The 21613-nt window shown below is 72.9% G+C and carries 23 protein-coding genes and 1 pseudogene; 13 read left to right on the top strand and 11 right to left on the bottom strand.

The genetic code is table 11. The annotated features are described in order from the left end of the window. The first annotated feature begins 58 nt into the window (after positions 1-58). The 5 genes from C3486_RS15055 (at position 59) to C3486_RS15035 (ending at position 4460) form a co-directional block, all read left to right on the top strand. Positions 59-532: an SRPBCC family protein gene (locus tag C3486_RS15055; protein WP_103833201.1), complete on the top strand. Its 474-nt coding sequence runs from the start codon at positions 59-61 to the stop codon at positions 530-532. Between the two features lie 2 nt (positions 533-534). Then, positions 535-1773 (top strand): ArsA family ATPase, encoded by a 1239-nt coding sequence (locus tag C3486_RS15050; RefSeq protein ID WP_103833200.1) that lies wholly within the window; start codon positions 535-537, stop codon positions 1771-1773. A gap of 158 nt (positions 1774-1931) precedes the next feature. Further along, entirely contained in the window at positions 1932-2447 is a 516-nt protein-coding gene (locus C3486_RS15045; RefSeq protein ID WP_103833199.1) for a DUF5304 domain-containing protein, read from the top strand. A gap of 111 nt (positions 2448-2558) precedes the next feature. Further along, a complete protein-coding gene (locus tag C3486_RS15040) occupies positions 2559-3500 on the top strand; it encodes an ROK family glucokinase (protein ID WP_103833198.1) in 942 nt (313 codons plus the stop codon). 216 nt (positions 3501-3716) lie between these two features. Continuing rightward, positions 3717-4460: an endonuclease/exonuclease/phosphatase family protein gene (locus tag C3486_RS15035; protein WP_103833197.1), complete on the top strand. Its 744-nt coding sequence runs from the start codon at positions 3717-3719 to the stop codon at positions 4458-4460. Between the two features lie 43 nt (positions 4461-4503). On the opposite strand, the gene C3486_RS15030 is transcribed toward C3486_RS15035, so the two are convergent. Then, positions 4504-5238 carry a hypothetical protein gene (locus C3486_RS15030; RefSeq protein WP_103833196.1) on the bottom strand — a complete coding sequence of 245 codons (735 nt, stop codon included), beginning with the start codon at positions 5236-5238 and terminating at the stop codon, positions 4504-4506. Continuing rightward, positions 5225-6010: a carboxylesterase gene (locus tag C3486_RS15025; protein ID WP_103833195.1), complete on the bottom strand. Its 786-nt coding sequence runs from the start codon at positions 6008-6010 to the stop codon at positions 5225-5227. The genes C3486_RS15030 and C3486_RS15025 overlap by 14 nt, the downstream gene beginning before the upstream one ends. Positions 6011-6225: 215 nt before the next feature. On the opposite strand from C3486_RS15025, the gene C3486_RS15020 reads away from it, so the two are divergent. The 5 genes from C3486_RS15020 (at position 6226) to C3486_RS15000 (ending at position 11363) form a co-directional block, all read left to right on the top strand. After that, positions 6226-6954, top strand: a complete 729-nt coding sequence (locus tag C3486_RS15020; protein ID WP_103833194.1) for a 1-acyl-sn-glycerol-3-phosphate acyltransferase — start codon at positions 6226-6228, stop codon at positions 6952-6954. A 115-nt stretch (positions 6955-7069) separates the two neighbouring features. Continuing rightward, positions 7070-8365, top strand: a complete 1296-nt coding sequence (gene macS / locus C3486_RS15015) for a MacS family sensor histidine kinase (RefSeq protein WP_103833240.1) — start codon at positions 7070-7072, stop codon at positions 8363-8365. Beyond that, positions 8362-9033, top strand: coding sequence for a response regulator transcription factor (locus C3486_RS15010; protein ID WP_103833193.1), 672 nt, complete (start codon positions 8362-8364; stop codon positions 9031-9033). The genes macS and C3486_RS15010 overlap by 4 nt, the downstream gene beginning before the upstream one ends. Before the next feature lie 168 nt (positions 9034-9201). Further along, positions 9202-10230, top strand: coding sequence for a 6-phosphofructokinase (locus C3486_RS15005; protein ID WP_103833192.1), 1029 nt, complete (start codon positions 9202-9204; stop codon positions 10228-10230). A 116-nt stretch (positions 10231-10346) separates the two neighbouring features. Continuing rightward, positions 10347-11363 carry a 2-hydroxyacid dehydrogenase gene (locus C3486_RS15000; RefSeq protein WP_103833191.1) on the top strand — a complete coding sequence of 339 codons (1017 nt, stop codon included), beginning with the start codon at positions 10347-10349 and terminating at the stop codon, positions 11361-11363. Here the strand turns inward: C3486_RS15000 and C3486_RS14995 are convergent. Both C3486_RS14995 and C3486_RS38770 read right to left on the bottom strand, forming a co-directional pair. Further along, on the bottom strand, positions 11329-13185 hold the full coding sequence (locus C3486_RS14995; protein ID WP_103833190.1) for an anthranilate synthase family protein: 1857 nt from the start codon (positions 13183-13185) through the stop codon (positions 11329-11331). The two genes, C3486_RS15000 and C3486_RS14995, sit on opposite strands and share 35 nt — an antisense overlap. A gap of 105 nt (positions 13186-13290) precedes the next feature. Further along, positions 13291-13347, bottom strand: coding sequence for a trp operon leader peptide (locus tag C3486_RS38770; RefSeq protein WP_107501218.1), 57 nt, complete (start codon positions 13345-13347; stop codon positions 13291-13293). A gap of 100 nt (positions 13348-13447) precedes the next feature. On the opposite strand from C3486_RS38770, the gene C3486_RS14990 reads away from it, so the two are divergent. Next, entirely contained in the window at positions 13448-14797 is a 1350-nt protein-coding gene (locus C3486_RS14990) for a class II 3-deoxy-7-phosphoheptulonate synthase (RefSeq protein WP_103833189.1), read from the top strand. 140 nt (positions 14798-14937) lie between these two features. Beyond that, complete coding sequence (locus C3486_RS14985; RefSeq protein WP_258052789.1) at positions 14938-15162, top strand: bacterioferritin-associated ferredoxin; 225 nt, start codon at positions 14938-14940, stop codon at positions 15160-15162. A gap of 34 nt (positions 15163-15196) precedes the next feature. On the opposite strand, the gene bfr is transcribed toward C3486_RS14985, so the two are convergent. Beyond that, the gene (bfr, locus tag C3486_RS14980) at positions 15197-15682 is read right to left on the bottom strand and encodes a bacterioferritin (RefSeq protein ID WP_103833187.1); all 486 of its coding nucleotides are present in this window, start codon (positions 15680-15682) and stop codon (positions 15197-15199) included. A 156-nt stretch (positions 15683-15838) separates the two neighbouring features. On the opposite strand from bfr, the gene C3486_RS14975 reads away from it, so the two are divergent. Then, positions 15839-16462, top strand: a complete 624-nt coding sequence (locus C3486_RS14975; RefSeq protein ID WP_103833186.1) for a sulfite oxidase-like oxidoreductase — start codon at positions 15839-15841, stop codon at positions 16460-16462. Between the two features lie 13 nt (positions 16463-16475). On the opposite strand, the gene C3486_RS14970 is transcribed toward C3486_RS14975, so the two are convergent. From C3486_RS14970 to C3486_RS14945, 6 genes and pseudogenes are all read right to left on the bottom strand, one after another. Beyond that, complete coding sequence (locus C3486_RS14970) at positions 16476-16958, bottom strand: DUF4396 domain-containing protein (RefSeq protein ID WP_103833185.1); 483 nt, start codon at positions 16956-16958, stop codon at positions 16476-16478. Between the two features lie 67 nt (positions 16959-17025). Continuing rightward, positions 17026-17928 carry a deoxyribonuclease IV gene (locus C3486_RS14965; RefSeq protein ID WP_103833184.1) on the bottom strand — a complete coding sequence of 301 codons (903 nt, stop codon included), beginning with the start codon at positions 17926-17928 and terminating at the stop codon, positions 17026-17028. Between the two features lie 48 nt (positions 17929-17976). Continuing rightward, positions 17977-19950, bottom strand: a complete 1974-nt coding sequence (gene pknB / locus C3486_RS14960) for a Stk1 family PASTA domain-containing Ser/Thr kinase (RefSeq protein WP_103833183.1) — start codon at positions 19948-19950, stop codon at positions 17977-17979. 56 nt (positions 19951-20006) lie between these two features. Then, positions 20007-20861 carry a thiazole synthase gene (locus C3486_RS14955; RefSeq protein WP_103833182.1) on the bottom strand — a complete coding sequence of 285 codons (855 nt, stop codon included), beginning with the start codon at positions 20859-20861 and terminating at the stop codon, positions 20007-20009. A gap of 7 nt (positions 20862-20868) precedes the next feature. After that, entirely contained in the window at positions 20869-21114 is a 246-nt protein-coding gene (gene thiS / locus C3486_RS14950; RefSeq protein WP_181138552.1) for a sulfur carrier protein ThiS, read from the bottom strand. Next, positions 21111-21596, bottom strand: a pseudogene (locus C3486_RS14945) (FAD-dependent oxidoreductase); the annotation flags it as partial. The pseudogene C3486_RS14945 and the gene thiS, both read right to left, overlap by 4 nt. Positions 21597-21613 lie beyond the last annotated feature (17 nt).

The raw sequence follows: 21613 nt of genomic DNA, 5'->3' as shown, positions 1-21613 counted from the left end.
GGCAGCGGTCCGCACCAGTCGGCGCACCGGCACGAATCGGCATGGAGGAGTCACGGCGATGGCCGAACACACCAGCTCTAGCATCACGATCGAGGCGGCACCCGCCGATGTGATGGGAGTGATCGCCGACTTCGACCGCTATCCGGAGTGGACCGGTGAGGTCAAGGAGGCCGAGGTCCTGGAGAAGGACGACCAGGGCCGCGCCCGGCAGGTCCGGCTGGTCCTGGACGCCGGTGCCATCAAGGACGACCACACCCTCGCCTACACCTGGACCGGTGAGCACGAGGTCAGCTGGTCGCTGGTGAAGTCGCAGATGCTGCGCGCCCTGGACGGCTCGTACAAGCTCGCGCCGGTCGCGGGCGGCAAGCACACCGAGGTCACCTACCAGCTCACCGTCGACGTCAAGATCCCGATGCTCGGCATGATCAAGCGCAAGGCCGAGAAGGTCATCATCGACCGCGCGCTGGCCGGCCTGAAGAAGCGCGTCGAGAGCGGCGCCCCGGGCTCCTCCGACGAGGCCGCGAGCGGCTGAGCGTGCGTACGGTCCTCGTCACCGGCCCCGGCGGCGCGGGCCGCACCACCGTCGCCGCCGCCACCGCCGTCGCGGCGGCCCGGCGGCAGCAGCGCGTCCTCTTCCTCACGCTGGAGGGCGGCGTCCCCGAAGCGGCGCTCGGCACGCCGCTGACGGGTGAGCCCACCCGGCCGGAGCCCGGCCTGTGGGCCGCCCGCGTCGACACCGCCGACCACTTCCGCCGCGAGTTCCTGGCCTTCCAGGAGCGCGCCGCCGCCGCGCTCGACCTGCTCGGCGCCACCCCGCTGGACGAGGACGAGCTCACCGAGCTCCCCGGCGCGGAGATCTTCGCGCTGCTGCACGCGCTGCGTGCCGCGCACGAAGCCGGCGCCTGGGACCTGATCGTCGTCGACCTGCCGCCCGCCGAACGCGCCGTCCGGCTGCTGGCCCTGCCCGAGCAGGCCCGCCGCGGACTGCGCCGGCTGCTGCCCGCCGAACGCCAGGCAGCCCGCGCGCTGCGCCCGGTGCTCGCGCAGCTCGCCGGGGTGCCGATGCCCGCGCAGAAGGTGTACGAGACCGCCGCGCGCTGGGAGCACGAACTCGCCGCCGTACAGGCGGTCGTCGAGGACCCCGGTACGACCGTGCGGCTGGTCGTCGAGCCCGGCCCGGCCGGCGCCGCCGACCTGCGCACCGCCCGCGCCGGGCTGGCCCTCTTCGGGCACCGGCTGGACGCCGTGGTCGCCAACCGGCTGCTGCCCGCCGGCTCCGCCGACCCCTTCCTGGCCGGGCTCTCCGGCCAGCAGCAGGCGGCGCTCAAGACGCTGCGGGAGGACTTCGCCGGGGTGCCCGTGCACGAGGTGCCGCACCTGGGCCGCGACCCGCGGGGAACGGACGAGCTGGCCGAACTGGTCGAGCTGGCCGAACTGGTCGAGCCGGCCGACGGGCCGATGGGGGAGACGGACGGAACCGGGGCCACGGACGGTTCCGGCACTGACCGCGCGGACCTCGCCGGGACCGTGGAGGACCGGCTCGCCGAGGACGGGCTGCTGGTCTGGCGGCTGCCGCTGCCCGGCGCCGCCCGCGACACCCTCGGCCTGGTCCGCCGCGGCGACGAACTGATCGTCACCGTCGGCCCGTTCCGCCGCATCCGCACGCTCCCCTCCGTACTGCGCCGCTGCACCGTCTCCGGTGCCGGGCTGCGCGACGGCGCGCTGCACGTCCGCTTCGCGCCCGACCCGGAGCTCTGGCCCCGCGACCGCTGACCCCGGCGTACGGGCGCGCCCGCACCGCGCGCCCGTACGGAAGCGCCGCGCGCCCGCACGGTTTCCGTACGGGTGCGCACCGCGGGGCGTACGGGTACCGCCGTTCCGGTAACGTCGAAAGTGCCCGTCCTCCGACGTACCGCCGCCAGGAGCCCGTCATGACCGATGACACCGAGCGCCCCGCCGACCACGACTCCCGGGCGGACGACGACGCCTGGGAGCGGGCCTGCGCCGAGGACCTGGCCGAGGAGCGCGCCCGCCGGCGCGCCGAGCAGGGCCGGGAGCCCGGCAGCGCCGCCGAGGAGCTGCGCAAGCTCGCCGAGGCCGTCGGCGACAAGATCGCCGGAATCCAGCTGCCCGGCGCGCTCGGCGGCATGGTCGCGAAGGGCGCCGTCAGCCAGTTCGTCCAGCAGGCCAGGGCCGCCGTCGAGCCGGTGATCGAACGCAACCCCGAGGTCTTCGACCACCTCGCGGCGGCCGGCTCCGAGCTGCTCGCCGCGTACCGCTCCGCCGTCGAGGCGGGCGAGCGCCGCTGGACCCGCGGCGCTGCCGACGGCCGGGGCGCCACCGCGCGCGGGCCGCAGGCCGACGGCGCCGACGGGCCCGGCGCCGGACCGCACGACGACGACGGTCCCGCCGGCGCGTCCGGCAGCGAGCGGATCGACCTGGACTAGCCGCCAGGAGGCCACCGGGTGCCCGGCCGGTGATCCTTCCGGCCTCCGGTCGCCCCCCGGCTCCGGTACGGTTGTCCGTTGGCGGGGTTCGACCGGAAAACTGAGGGACACATGGGACTCACCATCGGCGTCGACATCGGCGGCACGAAGATCGCGGCCGGCGTGGTCGACGAGGAGGGCACGATCCTCGAGACGTGCAAGGTGCCGACCCCGCCGACCACCGAGGCGCTGACCGAGGCGATCGCCGACGCGGTCCGCACCGTCGGGGCCGACCACCAGGTGGAGGCCGTGGGCATCGGCGCCGCCGGATACGTCGACGAGAAGCGCGCCACGGTGCTCTTCGCACCGAACATCAACTGGCGCCACGAGCCGCTCAAGGACAACGTCGAGCAGCGCGTCGGCCTGCCGGTCGTCGTGGAGAACGACGCGAACGCCGCCGCCTGGGGCGAGTACAAGTTCGGCGCCGGCCAGGGCCACAGCGACGTCATCTGCATCACGCTCGGCACCGGCCTCGGCGGCGGCATCATCATCGGCAACAAGCTGCGCCGCGGCCGCTTCGGCGTCGCCGCCGAGTTCGGCCACATCCGGGTCGTCCCCGACGGCCTGCTCTGCGGCTGCGGCAGCCAGGGCTGCTGGGAGCAGTACGCCTCCGGGCGCGCCCTCCTGCGGTACGCCCGGCAGCGCGCCTTCGCCACCCCGGAGAACGCCGAGATCCTGCTCGGCCTGGGCGACGGCACGCCCGAGGGGATCGAGGGCCGGCACGTCAGCGAGGCGGCCCGGCGCGGCTGCCCGGTCGCCGTGGACTCCTTCCGCGAGCTGGCCCGCTGGGCCGGCGCGGGCCTGGCCGACCTGGCCTCGCTCTTCGACCCCTCCGCCTTCATCGTCGGCGGCGGCGTCTCCGACGAGGGCGAGCTGGTCCTGGACCCGATCCGCAAGTCCTTCCGCCGCTGGCTGGTCGGCAACCAGTGGCGCCCGCACGCGCAGGTCCTCGCCGCCCAGCTCGGCGGCAAGGCCGGCCTCGTCGGCGCCGCCGACCTGGCCCGCCAGGGCTAGGCAGCGGCCCTTCGCGCCCGGACCGGCGCCGCTCTCGCGGACCCGGCCGGGCGCCGCGGGAATTGCTCGATCGACGGTCGCGGCCATGGGTACCGCATGGTGACCGCGGTCGTCCCGCGTACTGCCCGCTGCGCCTTCCGGGGCGTGGCGGGCAGTGGCTTAGTCTGAGCCACCGTGACGCACCGGACCCCGGCGAGAGGACCTGGCACCTTGAGCATGTTCCCCGAGTCCCGTACCGAGTCCGACGGCTCCGCCGTCATCCGCGTGCTCAGCTACAACATCCGCTCGATGCGCGACGACCGGGCGGCGCTCGCCAGGGTCATCCGCGCCTGCGCCCCCGACGTCGCGCTCCTCCAGGAGGCGCCGCGCTTCTTCCGCTGGCGGAAGGCCGCTGCGGCCCTCGCCCGCGAGACGGACCTGGTGTACGCCACGGGCGGCGCGACCGCCTGCGGCCCGCTCGTCCTCACCTCGCTCCGCGCCCACGTGGAGCGCGCCGAGGACGTCCTGCTGCCCAAGACGCCAGGACTGCACCGGCGCGGCTTCGCGACCGCGGTGCTGCGCATCGGGGGAGCGCGGCTGGGGGTGCTCAGCGCGCACCTGAGCCTGAGCGCGGCGGAGCGGTACGAGCAGGCCGGGCTGCTCCTGGAGCGGCTCGCGCTGCTGGACGCGCCGCACGCGGTGGCCGCAGGGGACCTCAACGACCGGCCCAAGGGGCGCAGCTTCCGGCGGCTGGCCGGGGCGCTGACCGACGCCTGGGAGGCCGCGCCCTGGGGCGGCGAGTACACCTCGACGCCGCACGACCCGCACCAGCGCATCGACGGGGTGTTCACCACCGCCGGCATCGAGGTGCTGGCCTGCGGCGTGCCGATCGACCTCCCGGGCGTACGGGAGGCGGACCTGCTGGCCGCCACGGACCACCTGCCGGTGCTGGCCGCGCTGCGGGTGCCGGCCACTCCCTAGCGGCCCCGCGCGCGGCGGCCCGGCGCCCGGGCGCCCGGCGCCGTCAGACGACCGCGCCGCCCCCGGGCCGGGGCTCGTCGTCGTCATCGTCCTTCATCCGGGCGACCAGCGTCGCGAAGCCGCCCAGGAAGCCGCCGATGCCCAGCGTGGTGATCCACCAGGTGACCGGCCACTGGAAGATCATCACCAGGACGAGCAGCAGCGGGCCGCCCAGCACCGCGATCCAGGCGAACTTGGTCGTGACGTCGGCCTGCGGCAGCGGCGGCGGCTCGGGCGGGGTGAAGTGCCCCTCGTCGTCCTCGTCGAAGTCCTCGTCGGAGGGTTCGGCGGCCGACCAGTCGCGCGGCCCGACGCCCGGCGCGAACACCACGGAGCTGCCGGGCCGGTCACCGGAGACGTCACCGGGCAGGCCGGCGGGACCGCGCTCCGGCCGCTCGGCGGGTGGCGCGTCCTCCGCGCCCTCCCCGGCGCCCGGCCGCGGCGCGCCGTCCGTCCGCTCCCGCCCGGCGTCCGGGACCGGACCCGGCTGCTCGGGGGTCTCGGCCGGCTCCTTCGCCGTGCTCTTGTCCAGGCCCAGCTCCTTCTCCCAGTTCGCCAGGCCCTTCTCCAGGTCCAGGTCGGTCACCGGGCGGTCGTCCCCGGCGTCCGGCTGCCGGGAGACCGGCGCGGACGGCCGGTCCTCCGGCGCGGGAAAGGCCGGCTCCTCGCCGTAGGAGGCCACGATCTCGGCCCAGGCGGCGTCCTCGTCCAGAGGATCGCGCGGGTCACGCTCCACCACTGGTGGTCGTCCCCTCCCCCTTCACGGCCGGTGCGAGGCGGGCGATGAAGTCGTAGGTGTCGGCGAAGATCTGCTCGGCGTCGTGGTCCAGGGTCGCGACGTGGTAGCTGCGCTCCAGCAGCTTCTGCCGCAGGTCCTTGGACGAGACCCGGCTCATGATGCGCTCGGAGTCGGCCGGCGGCACGACGTGGTCCTGCGGGCTGGTCATCACCAGCAGCGGCTGGGTGACCTGCGGCAGCTCGGCGTCGACCAGCCGGAAGAACTGCCGCACCGAGTGCGCGGCGTGCAGCGGGACCCGGTCGTACCCGGTCTCCATGGCGTTCGCCTTGCAGATGTCGCTGGTCAGGCCCTTGGTGGAGCGGACGACATGGCGCAGCACCGGCAGCAGCGGGGCCGCCGCGTCGTGCACCTTGTTCGCCGGGTTCACCACGGCCACGCCGCTGATCGCGTCGCCGTGCCGCGCGGCCAGCCGCAGCGCCAGCGCGCCGCCCATGGACAGGCCGCAGACGAAGACCTTGTCGCAGCGGGCCGTCAGGGCGCGCAGCTCGCGGTCGACCTCGGCGTACCAGTCCTGCCAGCCGGTGATCTGCAGGTCCTGCCAGCGGGTGCCGTGGCCCGGCAGCAGCGGCAGCGAGACGGTGAGGCCCCGGTCCGCGAGGTACTCGGCCCACGGGCGTACGGACTGCGGGGAACCGGTGAAGCCGTGGCAGACGAGGACACCGACCTGACCGCCTTCATGGCGGAACGGCTCGGCCCCGGGAAGGAGCGGCACCGGAAGACTCCGTTCGGTAAAAGGGGAAGCGCCGGCCTGCGGCGAAAGCTGGTAACTGCAGGGTACGCAAAGCCCAGCCGCCCGGATAGGTCCGCAGGGGAGGGTGTGCCGCGCGGGGCGCGGCCGCGGCGCCACGCACGGTGAGGAGGGGGACCGCCGCGCGGGTTAAGGTCTTTGCGTCGGACACAGAAGGAGTGGCGTTGATCTACGGCGCAATGAAGTTTTCCGTCGGCAACTCGCTGAAGCTGGCGTTCCGCCCCTGGGTCGAGGGCCTGGAGAACATCCCTGCCGAGGGGCCCGCCATCCTGGCGAGCAACCACCTGTCGTTCTCGGACTCCTTCTTCCTGCCCGCGGTGCTCGACCGGAAGGTCACCTTCATCGCGAAGGCCGAGTACTTCACCTCGCCCGGTATCAAGGGCAAGCTGACCGCCGCGTTCTTCAAGGGCGTCGGCCAGCTGCCGGTGGACCGCTCCGGCGGCCGCGGCGCCGGTGAGGCGGCGATCAGGAGCGGCATCGAGGTGCTGGAGCGCGGCGAGCTGTTCGGGATCTACCCCGAGGGCACCCGCTCGCCCGACGGCCGGCTCTACCGCGGCAAGCCCGGCGGCCTGGCCCGGGTGACGCTGGCCACCGGCGCGCCGGTGATCCCCGTGGCGATGATCGACACGGAGAAGGTGCAGCCGCCCGGCAAGATCGTGCCGAAGATGATCCGGCCCGGCATCCGCATCGGCAAGCCGCTGGACTTCAGCCGCTACCACGGCATGGACGGCGACCGCTTCATCCTGCGGTCGGTCACCGACGAGGTCATGTACGAAATCATGAAGCTGTCGGGCCAGGAGTACGTCGACATCTACGCGACCGCGGCCAAGCGGCAGATCGCCGAGGCCGCGAAGAAGCAGGCCGAGGCGGAGAAGGCGGCGAAGAAGTCCGGGTCCGGGGCTCAGTAGCCCGGCGAGGGGGGTGGGCCGGATGGCATCGGAGGACCGGATACCCGCGGTGGCGGAGCCGGCGAGCACGGCGGCGGGGGCCGGGGGACGGGCCCGGCAGCCCCGGGTGCTGCGGATGTCCGTCGAGCTCCCGCTGTGGCGGGCGCTGACGGGGTACCGCGTGCTCACCCTGGTCTACGCCGTGGTGATCTTCTCGCTCAACTACACCGAGTACGCGCACCCGTTGGGCGGTGCCGCGTACATGGCGGCGCTCACCGCGTGGATGGTGCTGACCTGGCGCTGCACCACCTCCGCCGAGCGCTGCACCCGCCGCTTCCTCTTCGGTGACCTCGCCTTCGCGGTCACCGGCATCCTGGTCACCCCGCTCGTCGACACCCACGCGCGGATCGTGGGCGGCGCGCCCACGCTGCCGTCGATATGGACGGCCGGCGCCGCGCTCGGCTTCGCGATCAAGGGCGGCTGGCGCTGGGCGGCGGGCGCCTCCTCGGTGGTGGCGGTCGCCAACCTCGTGGAACGCCAGGAGTTCGCCCGCGACACCGTCCACAACGTGCTGCTGGTGTGGGTGGCGAGCGTCGCGATCGGTTACGTGGTCGAGGTGGCCCGCGCCAGTGAGCGCACCCTCGCGCGCGCCCTGCAGATCGAGGCGGCAACCCGCGAGCGGGAGCGGCTGGCCCGCGACATCCACGACAGCGTGCTCCAGGTGCTGGCGATGGTGCAGCGGCGCGGCGCCGCGCTCGGCGGCGAGGCCGCTGAGCTGGGCCGGATGGCCGGTGAGCAGGAGGTCGCGCTGCGCACCCTGGTCTCCAGCGGCCTAGTGCCGGCGCAGCGGCCCGTGCCGCCTTCAGGCGCGGCGGACGCGGCACACGGGGACGCAGCGGACGCGGCGTACGAGGACGGCGCGGACCCTGCGTACGAGGACGGCGCGGCCGACGGGCCTTCGTACGGGGACAACTGCGTGCCCGAGGGGGAGGAGTTCTCGGACGAGCCGTGCGACGTACGGGCGCTGCTCGCGCCGTACGCGGGCGCCGGGGTGACCTTCTCCGAGCCGGGCGCCCCGGTACTGCTGCCGGCGTCCCGTGCGGCGGAGCTGGCCGCGGCCGTCAGTGCCGCGTTGGACAATGTGCGGGTGCACGCGGGGGACGGGGCCCAGGCGTGGATCCTGGTCGAGGACGAGCCGGAGGCGGTGATCGTGACGGTGCGGGACGACGGTCCCGGCATCCCGGAGGGCCGGCTCGCCGACGCCGAGCGCGAGGGCCGGCTCGGGGTCGCGCTGTCCATCCGCGGACGGCTGCGGGACCTCGGCGGCACGGCCGAGTGGATCTCCGTCCCGGGCCAGGGCACGGAAGTGGAGCTGACGGTACCCAAGGGCGGCGTGCCCGAGGGCGGACGACGGGGGAAGGCAGGCGCATGAGCGAGCACCCGGGCGTGAAGGTCATGGTGGTCGACGACCACCCGATGTGGCGGGACGCGGTGGCCAGGGACCTGGCCGAGGCCGGGTTCGAGGTGGTCGCGACCGCGGGCGACGGCCCGCAGGCGGTCCGCAGGGCCCAGGCAGCGGCGCCCGACGTCCTGGTCCTCGACCTGAACCTCCCCGGCCTGCCCGGCGTCGAGGTCTGCCGCGAGCTGGTCGGCGGCAACCCCCGGCTGCGCGTCCTGGTGCTCTCCGCGAGCGGCGAGCACGCGGACGTGCTGGAGGCCGTGAAGTCCGGCGCGACGGGTTATCTGGTGAAGTCCGCGAGCACCGAGGAGCTGATCGAGGCGGTGCGCTCCACCGCCGCCGGCGACCCGGTGTTCACCCCCGGACTGGCCGGGCTGGTGCTCGGGGAGTACCGCAGGCTGGCCACCGAGCCCGCGCCGGCCACCGAGGACGAGCCGGGCGCGCCGCGGCTGACCGACCGCGAGACCGAGGTGCTGCGCCTGGTCGCCAAGGGTCTGTCGTACAAGCAGATCGCCGAGCGGCTGGTCATCTCGCACCGCACGGTGCAGAACCACGTGCAGAACACCCTCGGCAAGCTCCAGCTGCACAACAGGGTCGAGCTGGTCCGGTACGCGATAGAGCGCGGCCTGGACACGCCCTGACCACGGGCGGAAATCCGGCGCCGTTTCCGGAGCCGCTCGTACGAGTGAACGGCGGCGCCCAACGCCCCCGAAAATCACCGGAATCCGCCCCTCGTCCCTCTCCTGAGTGACCTGGATCACCATTAGCGTGACCCGCATCGGTCCAGGACGGGACGAAGGGAAGAAGCGATGCGGGTAGGAGTGCTTACCGGTGGCGGCGACTGCCCCGGGCTGAACGCGGTCATCCGGGCGGTGGTCCGCAAGGGCACCCAGGAGTACGAGTACGACTTCGTGGGCTTCCGGGACGGCTGGCGCGGGCCGCTGGAGGGCGACACGGTGCCGCTGGACATCCCCGCGGTCCGCGGCATCCTGCCCCGCGGCGGCACGATCCTGGGGTCCTCGCGCACCAACCCCTTCAAGCAGGAGGAGGGCGTCCGGCGGATCCGCGACAACCTCGCCAAGCACGAGGTCGACGCGCTGGTGGCCATCGGGGGCGAGGACACCCTCGGCGTCGCGGCGCGCCTGTCCAACGAGCACGGCATCCACTGCGTCGGCGTCCCCAAGACCATCGACAACGACCTCTCGGCCACCGACTACACCTTCGGCTTCGACACCGCCGTCGGCGTCGCCACCGAGGCCATCGACCGGCTGCACACCACCGCCGAGTCGCACATGCGGGTCCTGGTCGTCGAGGTCATGGGGCGGCACGCGGGCTGGATCGCGCTGCACTCCGGCCTGGCGGGCGGCGCCAACGTCATCCTCATCCCCGAGCAGCGGTTCGACATCGAGCAGGTCTGCGCCTGGGTCGAGTCCCGCTTCAAGGTGCGCTACGCGCCCATCGTGGTCGTCGCCGAGGGCGCCATGCCCAAGGACGGCGAGATGGTCCTGAAGGACGACTCCACCGACTCCTTCGGGCACGTCCGGCTCTCCGGCGTGGGGGAGTGGCTGGCCAAGGAGATCGAGCGGCGCACGGGCAAGGAGGCGCGCACCACCGTCCTGGGCCACACCCAGCGCGGCGGCACCCCCAGCGCCTTCGACCGCTGGCTGGCCACCCGCTTCGGGCTGCACGCCATCGACGCCGTGCGGGACGGCGACTTCGGGAAGATGGTCGCGCTGCGCGGCACGGACATCGTCCGGGTGCCGCTCGCGGAGGCCACGGCGAAGCTGAAGACAGTGGACCCGAAGCTGTACTCCGAGGCCGGGGTCTTCTTCGGCTGACGCGGCGGCACTGCCGGGCGGCGCGCCGCCCGCTCCGTACGGCGAGGCCGGGCGGTGGGCCGTATATTCGGCCCATCGCCCGTATGTCCGCAAACCGGTACAGATGGGAGCGCAGCGTGGAGATCGTGGCCTTCGGGGTGCAGGCGGACGAGCGCAGGCTGCTGGAGCACGCCTTCGACGGCCGTCATCAGATCCGCAGCCTCGACGTCTTCCTCAACGGAGACACCGCGCCCATCGCGGCCGGCTACGAGATCGTCAGCACGGCCGTCAACGACGAGCTGAACGCCGCTGTGCTCCAGGAGCTCGCGGCGGGCGGCACGAAAATGATCGCCCAGCGCTCCACCGGCTACAACAACATCGACCTGCGGGCCGCCGCCGACCTCGGCCTCACCGTCGCCCGGGTGTCCGCCTACTCCCCGTACTCCGTCGCCGAGTTCGCCTGGGGGCTCGCGCTGGCGGTGAACCGGCGGATCGTGCGCGCCGCCAACCGCACCCGGAACTTCGACTTCCGGCTGGACGGGCTGATGGGCCGGGACCTGCGCGGCCGCACCGTGGGCGTGGTCGGCACCGGCAAGATCGGCGAGGCGTTCACCCGCATCGCGCACGGCTTCGGCATGCGGCTGCTCGGCTGGGACATCGCCGAGAACCCGGCCTGCACGGAGCTGGGCATGACCTACGTCGACCGCGACCGGCTGTTCGCCGAGTCCGACCTGATCAGCCTGCACGTGCCGCTGCTGGAGGACACCCGGCACCTGGTCGGCGCCAAGGCACTGGCGGCGATGAAGGACGACGCGATTTTGGTCAACTCCAGCCGCGGCGGCCTGGTGGACACCGCGGCCCTCGTGGCGACGCTCAAGGCCGGCCGGCTTCGCGGCGTCGGCCTGGACGTCTACGAGGAGGAGGCCGGGCTGTTCTTCTTCGACAAGTCGCTCGAAGTCGTCGAGGACGACACCCTCGCCCGCCTGATGACCTTCGGGAACGTCCTGGTCACCTCGCACCAGGCGTACTTCACCGAGGACGCGGTCGGCCAGATCATCGACACCACCGTGGCCAATGTCGAGGACCACCTGGCCGGCCGCGCCGGCGCCAACTTCCTCGTCACACCAGAACGGCGGCCAGCAGCTGGGACGTGAGCGCGGCGCCGTCCAGCGTCAGCACCGACTCGGGGTGGAACTGCACCCCCGCGAAGCCGGGGCCGCGCAGCGCGTGCACGTCCCCGCTCGCCGGGTCCCGGCTCAGCTCCACGCGGTGCATGGCCAGCTCGGCGAGGGCCGCCTCGTCGCAGCGGGCGGTGAAGGTGTTGTAGAACCCCACCGTCTCCTCCCGCCCGAAGAAGTCGATCCGCTCCTGCGCGCCCTGGAACGGCACGTCCTTCCGGACGATCTCCAGGCCGAGCACCGCCGCGATCAGCTCGTGCCCCAGGCAGACCCCGAGCAGGCCGTGCTTGTGCTCCCGCAGCAGCTCGGCCGCCAGCCCGCGCAGCAGCCGCATCTTCGGGTCGGCCGCGTCCGAGGGGTTGCCGGGCCCCGGGCCCAGTACGACCGGCCCCTCGTGCGCGAGCGCCGTCTCCCGCAGCCCCGGCTCGTCGTACCGCCGTACCGTCACCTCCAGCCCCGACGTGCGCAGCAGGTGCGCCAGCATCGCGGTGAAGGTGTCCTCGGCGTCGATCACCAGCGCGTGTCCGCTGAGCGCCGCGGTCGGCGCGGTGGTCTGCATCCGCAGCCAGAACGGCGCGAGGCCGGCCCGGCGCGCGTCCAGCGCGGCGCGCACCCGCGGGTCCTCGGCCAGCCGCGGCGGCGCGGCGTCCGCGCGGCGGGCCGGCGCCTCCCGGACGCCCAGCGCGGTGAGCACCCCGGCGGCCTTGGCGTGCGTCTCGGCGACCTCGCCGGCCGGGTCCGAGCCGCGCACCAGCGTCGCGCCGACGCCCACCCGCAGCCGCCCGCCCGCGTCGATGTCGGCGGTGCGGATCAGGATGGGCGAGTCCAGACGCTGCGCGCCGCCCGCGTCCCGGTCGATCAGGGCCAGCGCGCCCGCGTAGTAACCGCGGCCGCCCGGCTCGTACCGCTCGATGACCCGGCACGCGTTCTGCACGGGCGAGCCGGTGACGGTGGCCGCGAACATCGTCTCCTTCAGCACCTCGCGGACGTCCAGCGTGGAGCGGCCGCGCAGCTCGTACTCGGTGTGCGCGAGGTGCGCCATCTCCTTCAGCCGCGGGCCGATCACCACCCCGCCCCGGTCGCCGACCGTGCACATCATCTTCAGCTCCTCGTCGACGACCATGGAGAGCTCCTCGATCTCCTTGCCGTCGGCGAGGAAGTCCAGCAGGTCGTCCGCGGTGGGGCCGTCGGCCGGGTAGCGGTAGGTGCCGCTGATCGGATTCATCACGACCGTGCCGCCGCTCATGCGGACGTGCACCTCGGGGCTGGCGCCTACCAGGGTGCGCTCGCCGGTGTGCACCACGAAGGTCCAGTACGCGCCGCGCTCCGTGGCCAGCAGCCGCCGGAAGAGGGCCAGCGCGTCGGCCCGGCCGAAGCCCGGGATCTCGCCCTGGAAGGTCCGCCGGATGACGAAGTTCGCGCCCTCGCCCCGGCCGATCTCCGCGTCCAGCACCCGTCCGACGATCCCCGCGTACTCCTCGTCGCTGACGTCGAAGCCGCCGTCCGTCACGGCCACCGCGTGGTCCGGGAGCTGCGCCAGAGCGTCGGCGAGCGGCAGCTCGTACCGCTCCTCGGGGGTGAGCGCCGCCAGCGGCGTGCCGTCGTCGCGCACGTCGAAGCCGCGCTCCCGGATCTGCCGGAACGGCACCATGGCCAGGCCCTCGGGGAGGTCGGCGAGCCGCTCGTACGGGGCGACCGGGCCGATCAGCACCTCGACGGTGTCGTGGTCGCGGCCGGGGGTGCGGCGGCGCAGCAGCGCGAAGGGCCGGTCGTCGGCGAGCAGCTCGGTCAGGTCCATGATCTCGTCCTTCTCACTCAGGGGCTGGGGGAGAGGGACGGGCCGGAGCCGGAAAGACCGAAGGCCGCCCCTCGGGCGGCCTTCGCAGGTTCGTGTGCGCGCGAATCAGTGGGCCGCCGGATGAGCGGTCCACCACCAGTTCAGGGTCGTCTGCGCGAACATGTGGTGCACCCTACCCGATGCCGCGCCGGGCGCTGTGCGTCCTGTCTCATACTGCGGTCGGCGTACTGGACGCCCGCGAAGACCCCGTAATGTTGACGAGGTGACCGTGAACGCTGAAATCCACGCCGGTGGCAACACCTGGCGAGACCTGCCCGCGGCGCAGCAGCCTGACTGGCCGGACCAAGAGGCTCTGCGCGATGTGATCGCGGAGCTCGAGTCCTATCCGCCGCTCGTCTTCGCGGGCGAGTGCGACCAGCTGCGTGAGCGTCTGGGAGCCGTCGCCCGTGGTGAGGCGTTCCTGCTGCAGGGCGGCGACTGCGCCGAGGCCTTCGACGCGGTGTCGGCCGAGCACATCCGCAACAAGCTCAAGACGCTGCTCCAGATGGGCGCCGTCCTCACCTACGCCGGGTCCGTGCCCGTCGTGAAGGTCGGCCGGATCGCCGGCCAGTACAGCAAGCCGCGCTCCAAGCCGACCGAGACCCGCGACGGCGTGACCCTGCCGACGTACCGCGGCGACTCCGTCAACGGCTTCGAGTTCACCGAGGCGGCCCGTATCCCGGACCCGCAGCGGCTGAAGCGGATGTACCACGCCTCCGCCGCCACGCTGAACCTGGTCCGCGCCTTCACCACCGGCGGCTACGCCGACCTGCGCCAGGTGCACGCCTGGAACCAGGACTTCGTGAAGTCCTCGCCCTCGGGCCAGCGCTACGAGGCGCTGGCGCGCGAGATCGACCGGGCGCTGAACTTCATGAACGCCTGCGGGGTGGACCCGGAGGAGTTCAAGACCGTCGAGTTCTACGCCTCGCACGAGGCGCTGGTGCTGGACTACGAGACGGCGCTGACCCGTACGGACTCCCGTACCGGCAAGCTGTACGACGTCTCCGGCCACATGCTGTGGATCGGCGAGCGGACCCGGCAGCTGGACCACGCGCACATCGAGTTCGCCTCGCAGGTGCGCAACCCGATCGGTGTGAAGCTCGGCCCGACGACCACGCCCGAGGACGCCCTCGCGCTGATCGACCGGCTGGACCCGGACCGTGAGCCGGGCCGGCTGACCTTCATCACCCGCATGGGTGCCGACAAGATCCGCGACAAGCTCCCCACGCTGGTGGAGAAGGTCACGGCCTCGGGCGCGCAGGTCGCGTGGATCACCGACCCGATGCACGGCAACACCTACGAGGCGGCCTCCGGCCACAAGACGCGCCGCTTCGACGACGTGCTGGACGAGGTCAAGGGCTTCTTCGAGGTGCACAAGGCGCTCGGCACGCACCCGGGCGGCATCCACGTCGAGCTGACCGGTGACGACGTCACCGAGTGCGTGGGCGGCGGCGACGAGATCTTCGTCGACGACCTGCACCAGCGGTACGAGACGGCCTGCGACCCGCGGCTGAACCGCAGCCAGTCGCTGGACCTGGCGTTCCTGGTCGCGGAGATGTACCGGGACCAGTAGACGGGCGCGTAGACGCAAGGTGGGGCGCGGATTCTGTGATCCGCGCCCCACTGCGTTGTTAAGCGCCCGCCATGGCGGGTAAGGTAAGGGTAACCTCACTCAAGATCAACCGAAGCTACGGGAAGGGCGGGGGTGACCGCGTGTACGTCTGCTCGTGCTTCGGCATCACTGAGGAACAGGTACGGGAACACGCGGACACGGGTGCCTGCACGCCGCGCCAGATAGCCTCCGCCTGCAAGGCCGGTACCGACTGCGGCGGCTGCGTGAAGCGCATCCAGGCCCTGCTGGGCCGCGGCGCCTGCCCCCGCCGGCAGCTGATCGACCAGGGCGCCCCCGCGCTCGAAGAGCTGCCCGAAGCCGCCTAGCGGCCGCCCGGGCGACGAGGCCGCCCGGTCCCGCTCACGCGTCCGGCGCGGTCTGCTCGATCAGTGTGGACAGGTAGAGCGCCTCGCCGAGCTTCTCGATCAGCTCCAGCTGCGTGTCCAGGTAGTCGATGTGGTGCTCCTCGTCGGCCAGGATCGCCTCGAAGACATTGGCGGACGTGACGTCGCCCTTGTTCCGCATCACCTCGATGCCGCGCCGCAGCCGGTCGATGGCCTCGACCTCGATCTGCCGGTCGGCCTGGAACATCTCGGTCACCGTCTGCCCGACGCGGACGTGGAAGAGCCGCTGGTAATTGGGCAGGCCGTCCAGGAGCAGGATGCGGTCGGTGAGGACCTCCGCGTGCCGCATCTCGTCGAAGGATTCCGCGCGCGTGTACTTGGCCAGCTTGGTCCAGCCCTTGTGGTCCTGCAGCTTGGCGTGCAGGAAGTACTGATTGATCGCGGTCAGCTCGGCGGTCAGCTGCTCGTTCAGGAACTCGATGACCTCGGGATCTCCCTGCATGTCTGCAAGGCTCCTTCCACGCGTCGACTGGACAGGTGCCGGGCATCCTTGCACCGGGATATATGGGGCGTCCAGTAAGTGCACGCTTAGTGGGAGTTGCCCGAATCCGCCCTGCCCTGGTCATCAGCACCCCTTCCGGTCTGCCACCATGGAGGCATGGGTCAGCCGGATAGCCGCGAAGAGGAGCTTCCTCAGCTGCCTCCGGGGCAGCGACTGCAGCGCGGATGGCCGGTCACGCACTACGGGCCCGTGCCCAGGTTCCGCCCCGAGCGCTGGGAATTCCGCGTATTCGGCGCCACGGCCGACGGTGACAAGCACTGCTGGACGCACGAGGAATTCACCTCGCTGCCGTATGCCACCGTCGTCGCCGACATGCACTGCGTGACGAAGTTCAGCATGCTGGGTGCCGAATGGGGCGGGGTGTTGACGCGTACGGTGCTCGACCTGGCGCCGCCCGCGCCCGATGTCACCCATGTGATGGTCTGGGCCGAGTACGGATTCAGCTCGAACCTCCCGCTCGCCGACTTCGCCGATGAGCGCTGCCTCTTCGCCAGCCACCGGGACGGCGAACTGCTCACCGCCGAGCACGGCTTCCCCGTACGGCTCGTCGTGCCGCACCTGTACGCCTGGAAGGGCCCGAAGTGGGTCCGCGGCATCGAGTACATGACGGCGGACCGCCGCGGCTTCTGGGAGGAGCGCGGCTACCACAACCTCGGTGACCCGTGGCGGGAGCAGCGCTACTCCTATCAGGAGGAGCCGGGCGACGGCCCGGAGCTCTGAGCCGCCGTACTCCTCAGTGGTACTGGTGCGCCACGGCGTGCCCCTTGCCGCGGCCGATCATCCACCGGTTGACGGGCGTGGTCACCAGGAACGCCAGGACCAGCGAGAACGCCAGCGTCCCCCAGAACAGCCACTCCGACAGGTGGGCGTCCATCGCGCCCGGCACGAGCGCGATCACGCCGTTGTCGATCAGCTCCATCACCGCGATCGAGAGGGTGTCGGCGGCCAGCGCGACCTTGAGGGCGGCCCGGAAGTCCAGCCCGGCCCGGAGGACGCCACGCAGGGTGAGCGAGTAGCCGAAGACGAAGGCCAGGGCGATGGCGAGGATCATCGTCGGCACGTTGTGCCAGCCCAGCGCGGTGCCGATCACCATGCCGAGGATCTCGCCGATGGCGCACCCGGTGAGGCAGTGCAGGGTCGCCCTCGCGGCCATGGCCCAGCCGGCCGGCGCGGGTGCGGTGTGGTGGTGCCCGGCGGATGCGTGCTGGTGCTGCATGGGAGTCCCCCTTCAGAAGGAACCGTTCTGCCGAGAGCGGGAACGGTATACCCCCCTGGGGTATTCATCAAGGTGTTCCGGGCGTGTCCCCGCCGTCCCGCAGCTCCTTCAGCCGTGCCACGTCCGCCGCGTGGCCCTCCTTGCCGCCCGGCGTCTCGATGACCAGCGGCACGCCCGCGGTCGCCGGATGCCGGAACAGCTCGCCGAAGGGCCCGGCGCCGATGTGACCGGAGCCGATGTTCTCGTGCCGGTCCTTGTGCGCCCCCGCCACGTCCTTGGAGTCGTTGGCGTGGATCAGCTTCAGACGGCCCTCGCCGGCCACCGCCACCAGCTCGTCCAGCAGCGCCTTCGTGCCGCCGGGAGCCGCCATGTCGTGTCCGGCGGCGAACGCGTGGCAGGTGTCCAGGCACAGCCCGGCGCGCGGGTGCCGGTCCAGCGCGTCCAGGTACGGCCCCAGGTCCTCGGCCAGCGAGCACAGCGAGGCGCCCTGCCCGGCCGTCGACTCCAGCAGCAGCCACGGGTCGTCGTCGTGCGTCAGCTCCTCCAGCAGCGGCAGCATGTGCTCCCGCACCTGTGCCAGCGCCACGGCCCGCTCCCGCCCGCCGGTCGCCGAGCCGGTGTGCACGACCACGCCCAGCGCCCCGATCTCCCGGCCGCGGCGCAGCGAGTGCCGCAGCGACTCCACGGACTTCTCGACCGTCACCGGGTTGTGCGAGCCGAAGTTGATCAGATACGGCGCGTGCACGTACGCGGGGATGTCCCGTTCCGCGCACGCCTGACGGAACGCCTCGTCCTGCATCGGATTGCCGGGCGGGGTGGCCCAGCCGCGCGGATTGGCCACGAAGACCTGGACGGCCTCGCCGCCGATCTCCTGTGCGTACGGGATGCCGACCTTGGCGAGACCGCCGGCCACCGGGACGTGGCCGCCGATCGGGTTGCGCTCACGGGCGCGCTGCGGGGAAGTGCTCACCTGTCAAGGGTGCCAGGCGGCCGGGGCTCCCCGGATGTCAGGTACGCCTCACAGCTTGCTGTCCAGCTCGATCGTGAGGGTGCTGCCCTTGGGCGCGGTGTCCCCGGCGTCGACCGACTGGCTCTTGACCGTGTCCGACGGGAAGAAGAGCGGCTTCTTCACCTCGACCTCGAAGCCCGCCGCCTCCAGCGTCTTCTTCGCGTCCTCGGCCTTCTGGCCCTCGACGTCCGGGACCTCGACCATCTGCGGCCCCTTGGACAGCGTGAGCGTCACCGTGTCGCCCTCGCCCAGCTTCTTCCCCTCACCGGGGGACTGCCGCGCGACCGCGCCCTTGTCCTCGTCCGAGTACACCGGCCGGTCGGCGAACGCGACCTTGAAGCCCGCCTCGCGCAGCTCGGCCGCTGCGTCCGCCCGCTCGTCGCCGACCACGTCCGGCACGTCGAGGGCGCGGCCCCGGCTGACGGTCAGCGCGACCGCCGTACCGGGCCGCCGCTTGGTCCCGGCGTCCGGGTCCGTACGGATCACCGAGCCCTTGGCCACCTCGTTGCTGAACGCCGTGCGCTCCGTACCCGGCGTCAGCCCCTTGTCCCGCAGCTTGCGCCGCGCGTCGGCGACCGGGGTGCCGGAGAGGTCCGGCACCGAGACGATGTCCGGGCCCTTGGACAAGGTGATCGTGACCGTGCCGGTGCCCCGGATGCGCTTGCCGTTCTCCGGGTCGGTGGAGATGACGTGGCCGCGCTCCACGGTGGAGCTGTAGGCGCGCTCCACCTTCACGTCCAGCCCCGCGTCGTGCAGCGTCCGCTCGGCCTTGGGCTGCGTCATGTCCAGCACCGCCGGCACGGTCGTGAACTGGCCCGTGGTGACGTACCAGGCGCCCGTGCCGAGCAGCAGCGCCGCCAGCAGCGCGATGGCCACCGTCAGCGCCTTGCGGCGCGGCGCCCGCGAGGTCTCGGCGCGCCCCGCGCCGCCCGCCGTGGGCAGCCGGTCCGTGCGCGCGTCCGCCGGTACCTCCAGCCGGCTGGTGCGCCCCGCGGCGGCGTCGGCGTCCACGTCGTCCGTGCCGGGCAGCGAGAGCTGTACGGCCGCCGCACGCTGGATCACGCTCGTGCGGTCCTCCGAACCCGCCGTGCCGGACGCCGGCTTCGCGCCCGGCGGCACCGCGTCCAGCTGCTCCTCGGTGAGCGCAGCGCGGGCGTTCCTGGCCAGCGCCAGCAGCGTGACCGCGTCCTGCGGGCGCACCTCGGGATTGCGCGCCGTCGCCTCGGTCACCAGGTCGTCCAGCTCCGGCGGCAGCCCCGGCACCAGCGCCGACGGCGCCGGCACGTCCTCGTGCAGATGCTGGTAGAGCACCTGGGCCGCGGTGCCGCCGTCGTGCGGCTTGCTGCCGGTGAGCATCTCGTACAGCGTCACGCCGCACGCGTAGACGTCCGCGCGGGTGTCCGCGCTGCCGTCCTCGATCTGCTCGGGCGCGAGGTAGGCGACGGTGCCCAGGACCGTGCCCGTGGACGCCGTGGTGTGCGTGTCCACCGCACGGACCAGCCCGAAGTCGGCGACCTTGACCCGGCCGTCGTCCCCGATCAGGACGTTCTCCGGCTTCATGTCGCGGTGCACCATGCCCGCGCGGTGCGCGGAGCCCAGCGCCGCGAGGATCGGCTCCAGGACGTCCAGCGCGGCACGCGGCTGGAGGGCGCCGCGCTCCCGCAGCAGGTCCCGCAGGGTGCAGCCCGCGACGTACTCCATCGCCAGGTAGACGTACGTACCGTCCGTGCCCTGGTCGAACACGCCGACCACGTTCGGGTGCGCCAGCCGGGCCACCGACTTCGCCTCCCGGATGAAGCGCTCGACGAACGAGGCGTCGGCGGCCAGGGACGGGTGCATCACCTTCAGGGCGAGCACCCGGTCCAGCCGCGTGTCGACGGCGCGGTAGACCGTCGCCATCCCGCCGGCGGCGATCCGCGCCTGTACGCGGTACCGGCCGTCGAGCAGCTGTCCGACCAGGGGGTCCTGAAGGGTGGTGTCCACGGCAGACGAGTCTACGAGCAGCCGTCCACCGCCCTCACGCCCCTGACGCAGATCGCTCAGAACGCGGGCCGCTCCGGGTCCAGCTCGGCCAGTCCCGCCGTCGGCGAGGACGCCTCGGCGAAGTGCCGGCGCGGAATCCGGCCCGCCCGGTACGCCAGCCGGCCCGCCTCGACCGCGTGCCGCATGGCGTGCGCCATCAGGACCGGCTCCTGCGCCCGGGTGACCGCCGAGGCCAGCATCACCGCCGCGCAGCCCAGCTCCATGGCCTGCGCGGCGTCCGAGGCGGTGCCCGCGCCGGCGTCCAGGATGACCGGCACCCCGGCCCGCTCGGTGATCAGCTGGAAGTTGTGCGGGTTGCGGATGCCGAGCCCGGAGCCGATGGGGGAGCCCAGCGGCATGATCGCCGCGCAGCCCACGTCCTCCAGCTTCCGCGCCAGCACCGGGTCGTCATTGGTGTACGGCAGGACCGTGAACCCGTCGTCGACCAGCGTCTCGGCCGCGTCCAGCAGCTCCACCGGGTCCGGCAGCAGGGTCCGCTCGTCGGCGACGACCTCCAGCTTCACCCAGTCCGTGCCGAGCGCTTCGCGGGCCAGCCGGGCGGTGAGCACGGCCTCGCCCGCGGTGTAGCAGCCCGCGGTGTTCGGCAGCGTACGGATGCCGTGCCGGTTCAGTACGGAGAGCACCGAACCCTGCACCGTCGGGTCCAGCCTGCGCATCGCCACGGTGGTCAGCTCGGTGCCCGAGGCGAGCAGCGAGCGCTCCATGATGTCGAGGCTCGGCGCGCCGCCGGTCCCCATGATCAGCCGGGACCGGAAGGCGGTGCCGGCGATGACCAGCGGGTCCGCTTCGGGTGCCGCGTCCGGCGCGTTTACGGGGGCGGCGGTCTCTTCGAGGGCGTGCGTATCGGTCATCTTCGGGTCAGCCTCCCTGGACGGCGGTGAGCACCTCGACGCGGTCCCCCGCGCCGAGCGGGGTCGCCGGCCACTGGCTGCGCGGCACGACCTCCTCGTTGACGGCAGCGGCGACCCCGCTCGACGCGCTGGTCAGCGTCGCCACCAGCCGGTCGAGCGGCAGCCCCGCGGGGATCTCGCGGGGCTCGCCGTTCACGGAGACGGTCACGGGTGCGGGCCCGGAGGCGGACTCGGGCGCCTGCTGGAGGGTCATGCGGTCTGCTCCTGGAGTGCGGCGCGCATCGGCGCGCAAGAGGGGGAGGCGGCGGCAGCGGGCCCGAAGCGCAGCGGCGTGAAGGGCCGCGCCTCCTCGGGCAGCTCGCCGGTGGTCAGCACGTGTGCCATGACGTCGCCGGTGACCGGGGTGAGCAGCACGCCGTTGCGGAAGTGCCCGGTGGCCATCAGGAGGCCGGGCAGCGCGCTGGCCCCGAGGAGCGGCGCGTTGTCGGGCGAACCGGGGCGCAGCCCGGCGATCGTCTCGGTCAGCGGCAGTTCGGTGATGCCCGGCACCAGCTCGTGCGCGTCGCGCAGCAGTTCATAGACACCGCCCGCGGTCACCGTGGTGTCCCAGCCCAGCTCCTCACTGGTGGCGCCGACGACCAGCTCGCCGTTCTCGCGCGGCACCAGATAGAGCGGCCCGCCGCGCACCACGGCACGCACCGTGCGGGACAGGAAGGGGCCGTAGGCGGCGGGGATCCGTCAGCCGCAGCACC

This window comes from Streptomyces sp. Ru73, assembly GCF_002920575.1.
Taxonomy (GTDB): domain Bacteria; phylum Actinomycetota; class Actinomycetes; order Streptomycetales; family Streptomycetaceae; genus Streptomyces.
Note: the sequence above shows the minus strand (reverse complement) of the source record. Positions and strands in the feature narration are given on the sequence as shown.

Excerpts from the sequence above, each read along its gene's own strand:
- C3486_RS15055 (WP_103833201.1), top strand. The coding sequence starts at position 59 with ATGGCCGAACACACCAGCTCTAGCATCACGATCGAGGCGGCACCCGCC.
- C3486_RS15045 (WP_103833199.1), top strand. The coding sequence starts at position 1,932 with ATGACCGATGACACCGAGCGCCCCGCCGACCACGACTCCCGGGCGGAC.
- C3486_RS15040 (WP_103833198.1), top strand. The coding sequence starts at position 2,559 with ATGGGACTCACCATCGGCGTCGACATCGGCGGCACGAAGATCGCGGCC.
- C3486_RS15035 (WP_103833197.1), top strand. The coding sequence starts at position 3,717 with ATGTTCCCCGAGTCCCGTACCGAGTCCGACGGCTCCGCCGTCATCCGC.
- C3486_RS15020 (WP_103833194.1), top strand. The coding sequence starts at position 6,226 with ATGAAGTTTTCCGTCGGCAACTCGCTGAAGCTGGCGTTCCGCCCCTGG.
- macS (WP_103833240.1), top strand. The coding sequence starts at position 7,070 with ATGTCCGTCGAGCTCCCGCTGTGGCGGGCGCTGACGGGGTACCGCGTG.
- C3486_RS15010 (WP_103833193.1), top strand. The coding sequence starts at position 8,362 with ATGAGCGAGCACCCGGGCGTGAAGGTCATGGTGGTCGACGACCACCCG.
- C3486_RS15005 (WP_103833192.1), top strand. The coding sequence starts at position 9,202 with ATGCGGGTAGGAGTGCTTACCGGTGGCGGCGACTGCCCCGGGCTGAAC.
- C3486_RS14995 (WP_103833190.1), bottom strand. The coding sequence starts at position 13,185 with ATGGACCTGACCGAGCTGCTCGCCGACGACCGGCCCTTCGCGCTGCTG.
- bfr (WP_103833187.1), bottom strand. The coding sequence starts at position 15,682 with ATGCAGGGAGATCCCGAGGTCATCGAGTTCCTGAACGAGCAGCTGACC.
- C3486_RS14975 (WP_103833186.1), top strand. The coding sequence starts at position 15,839 with ATGGGTCAGCCGGATAGCCGCGAAGAGGAGCTTCCTCAGCTGCCTCCG.
- C3486_RS14970 (WP_103833185.1), bottom strand. The coding sequence starts at position 16,958 with ATGCAGCACCAGCACGCATCCGCCGGGCACCACCACACCGCACCCGCG.
- C3486_RS14955 (WP_103833182.1), bottom strand. The coding sequence starts at position 20,861 with ATGACCGATACGCACGCCCTCGAAGAGACCGCCGCCCCCGTAAACGCG.
- thiS (WP_181138552.1), bottom strand. The coding sequence starts at position 21,114 with ATGACCCTCCAGCAGGCGCCCGAGTCCGCCTCCGGGCCCGCACCCGTG.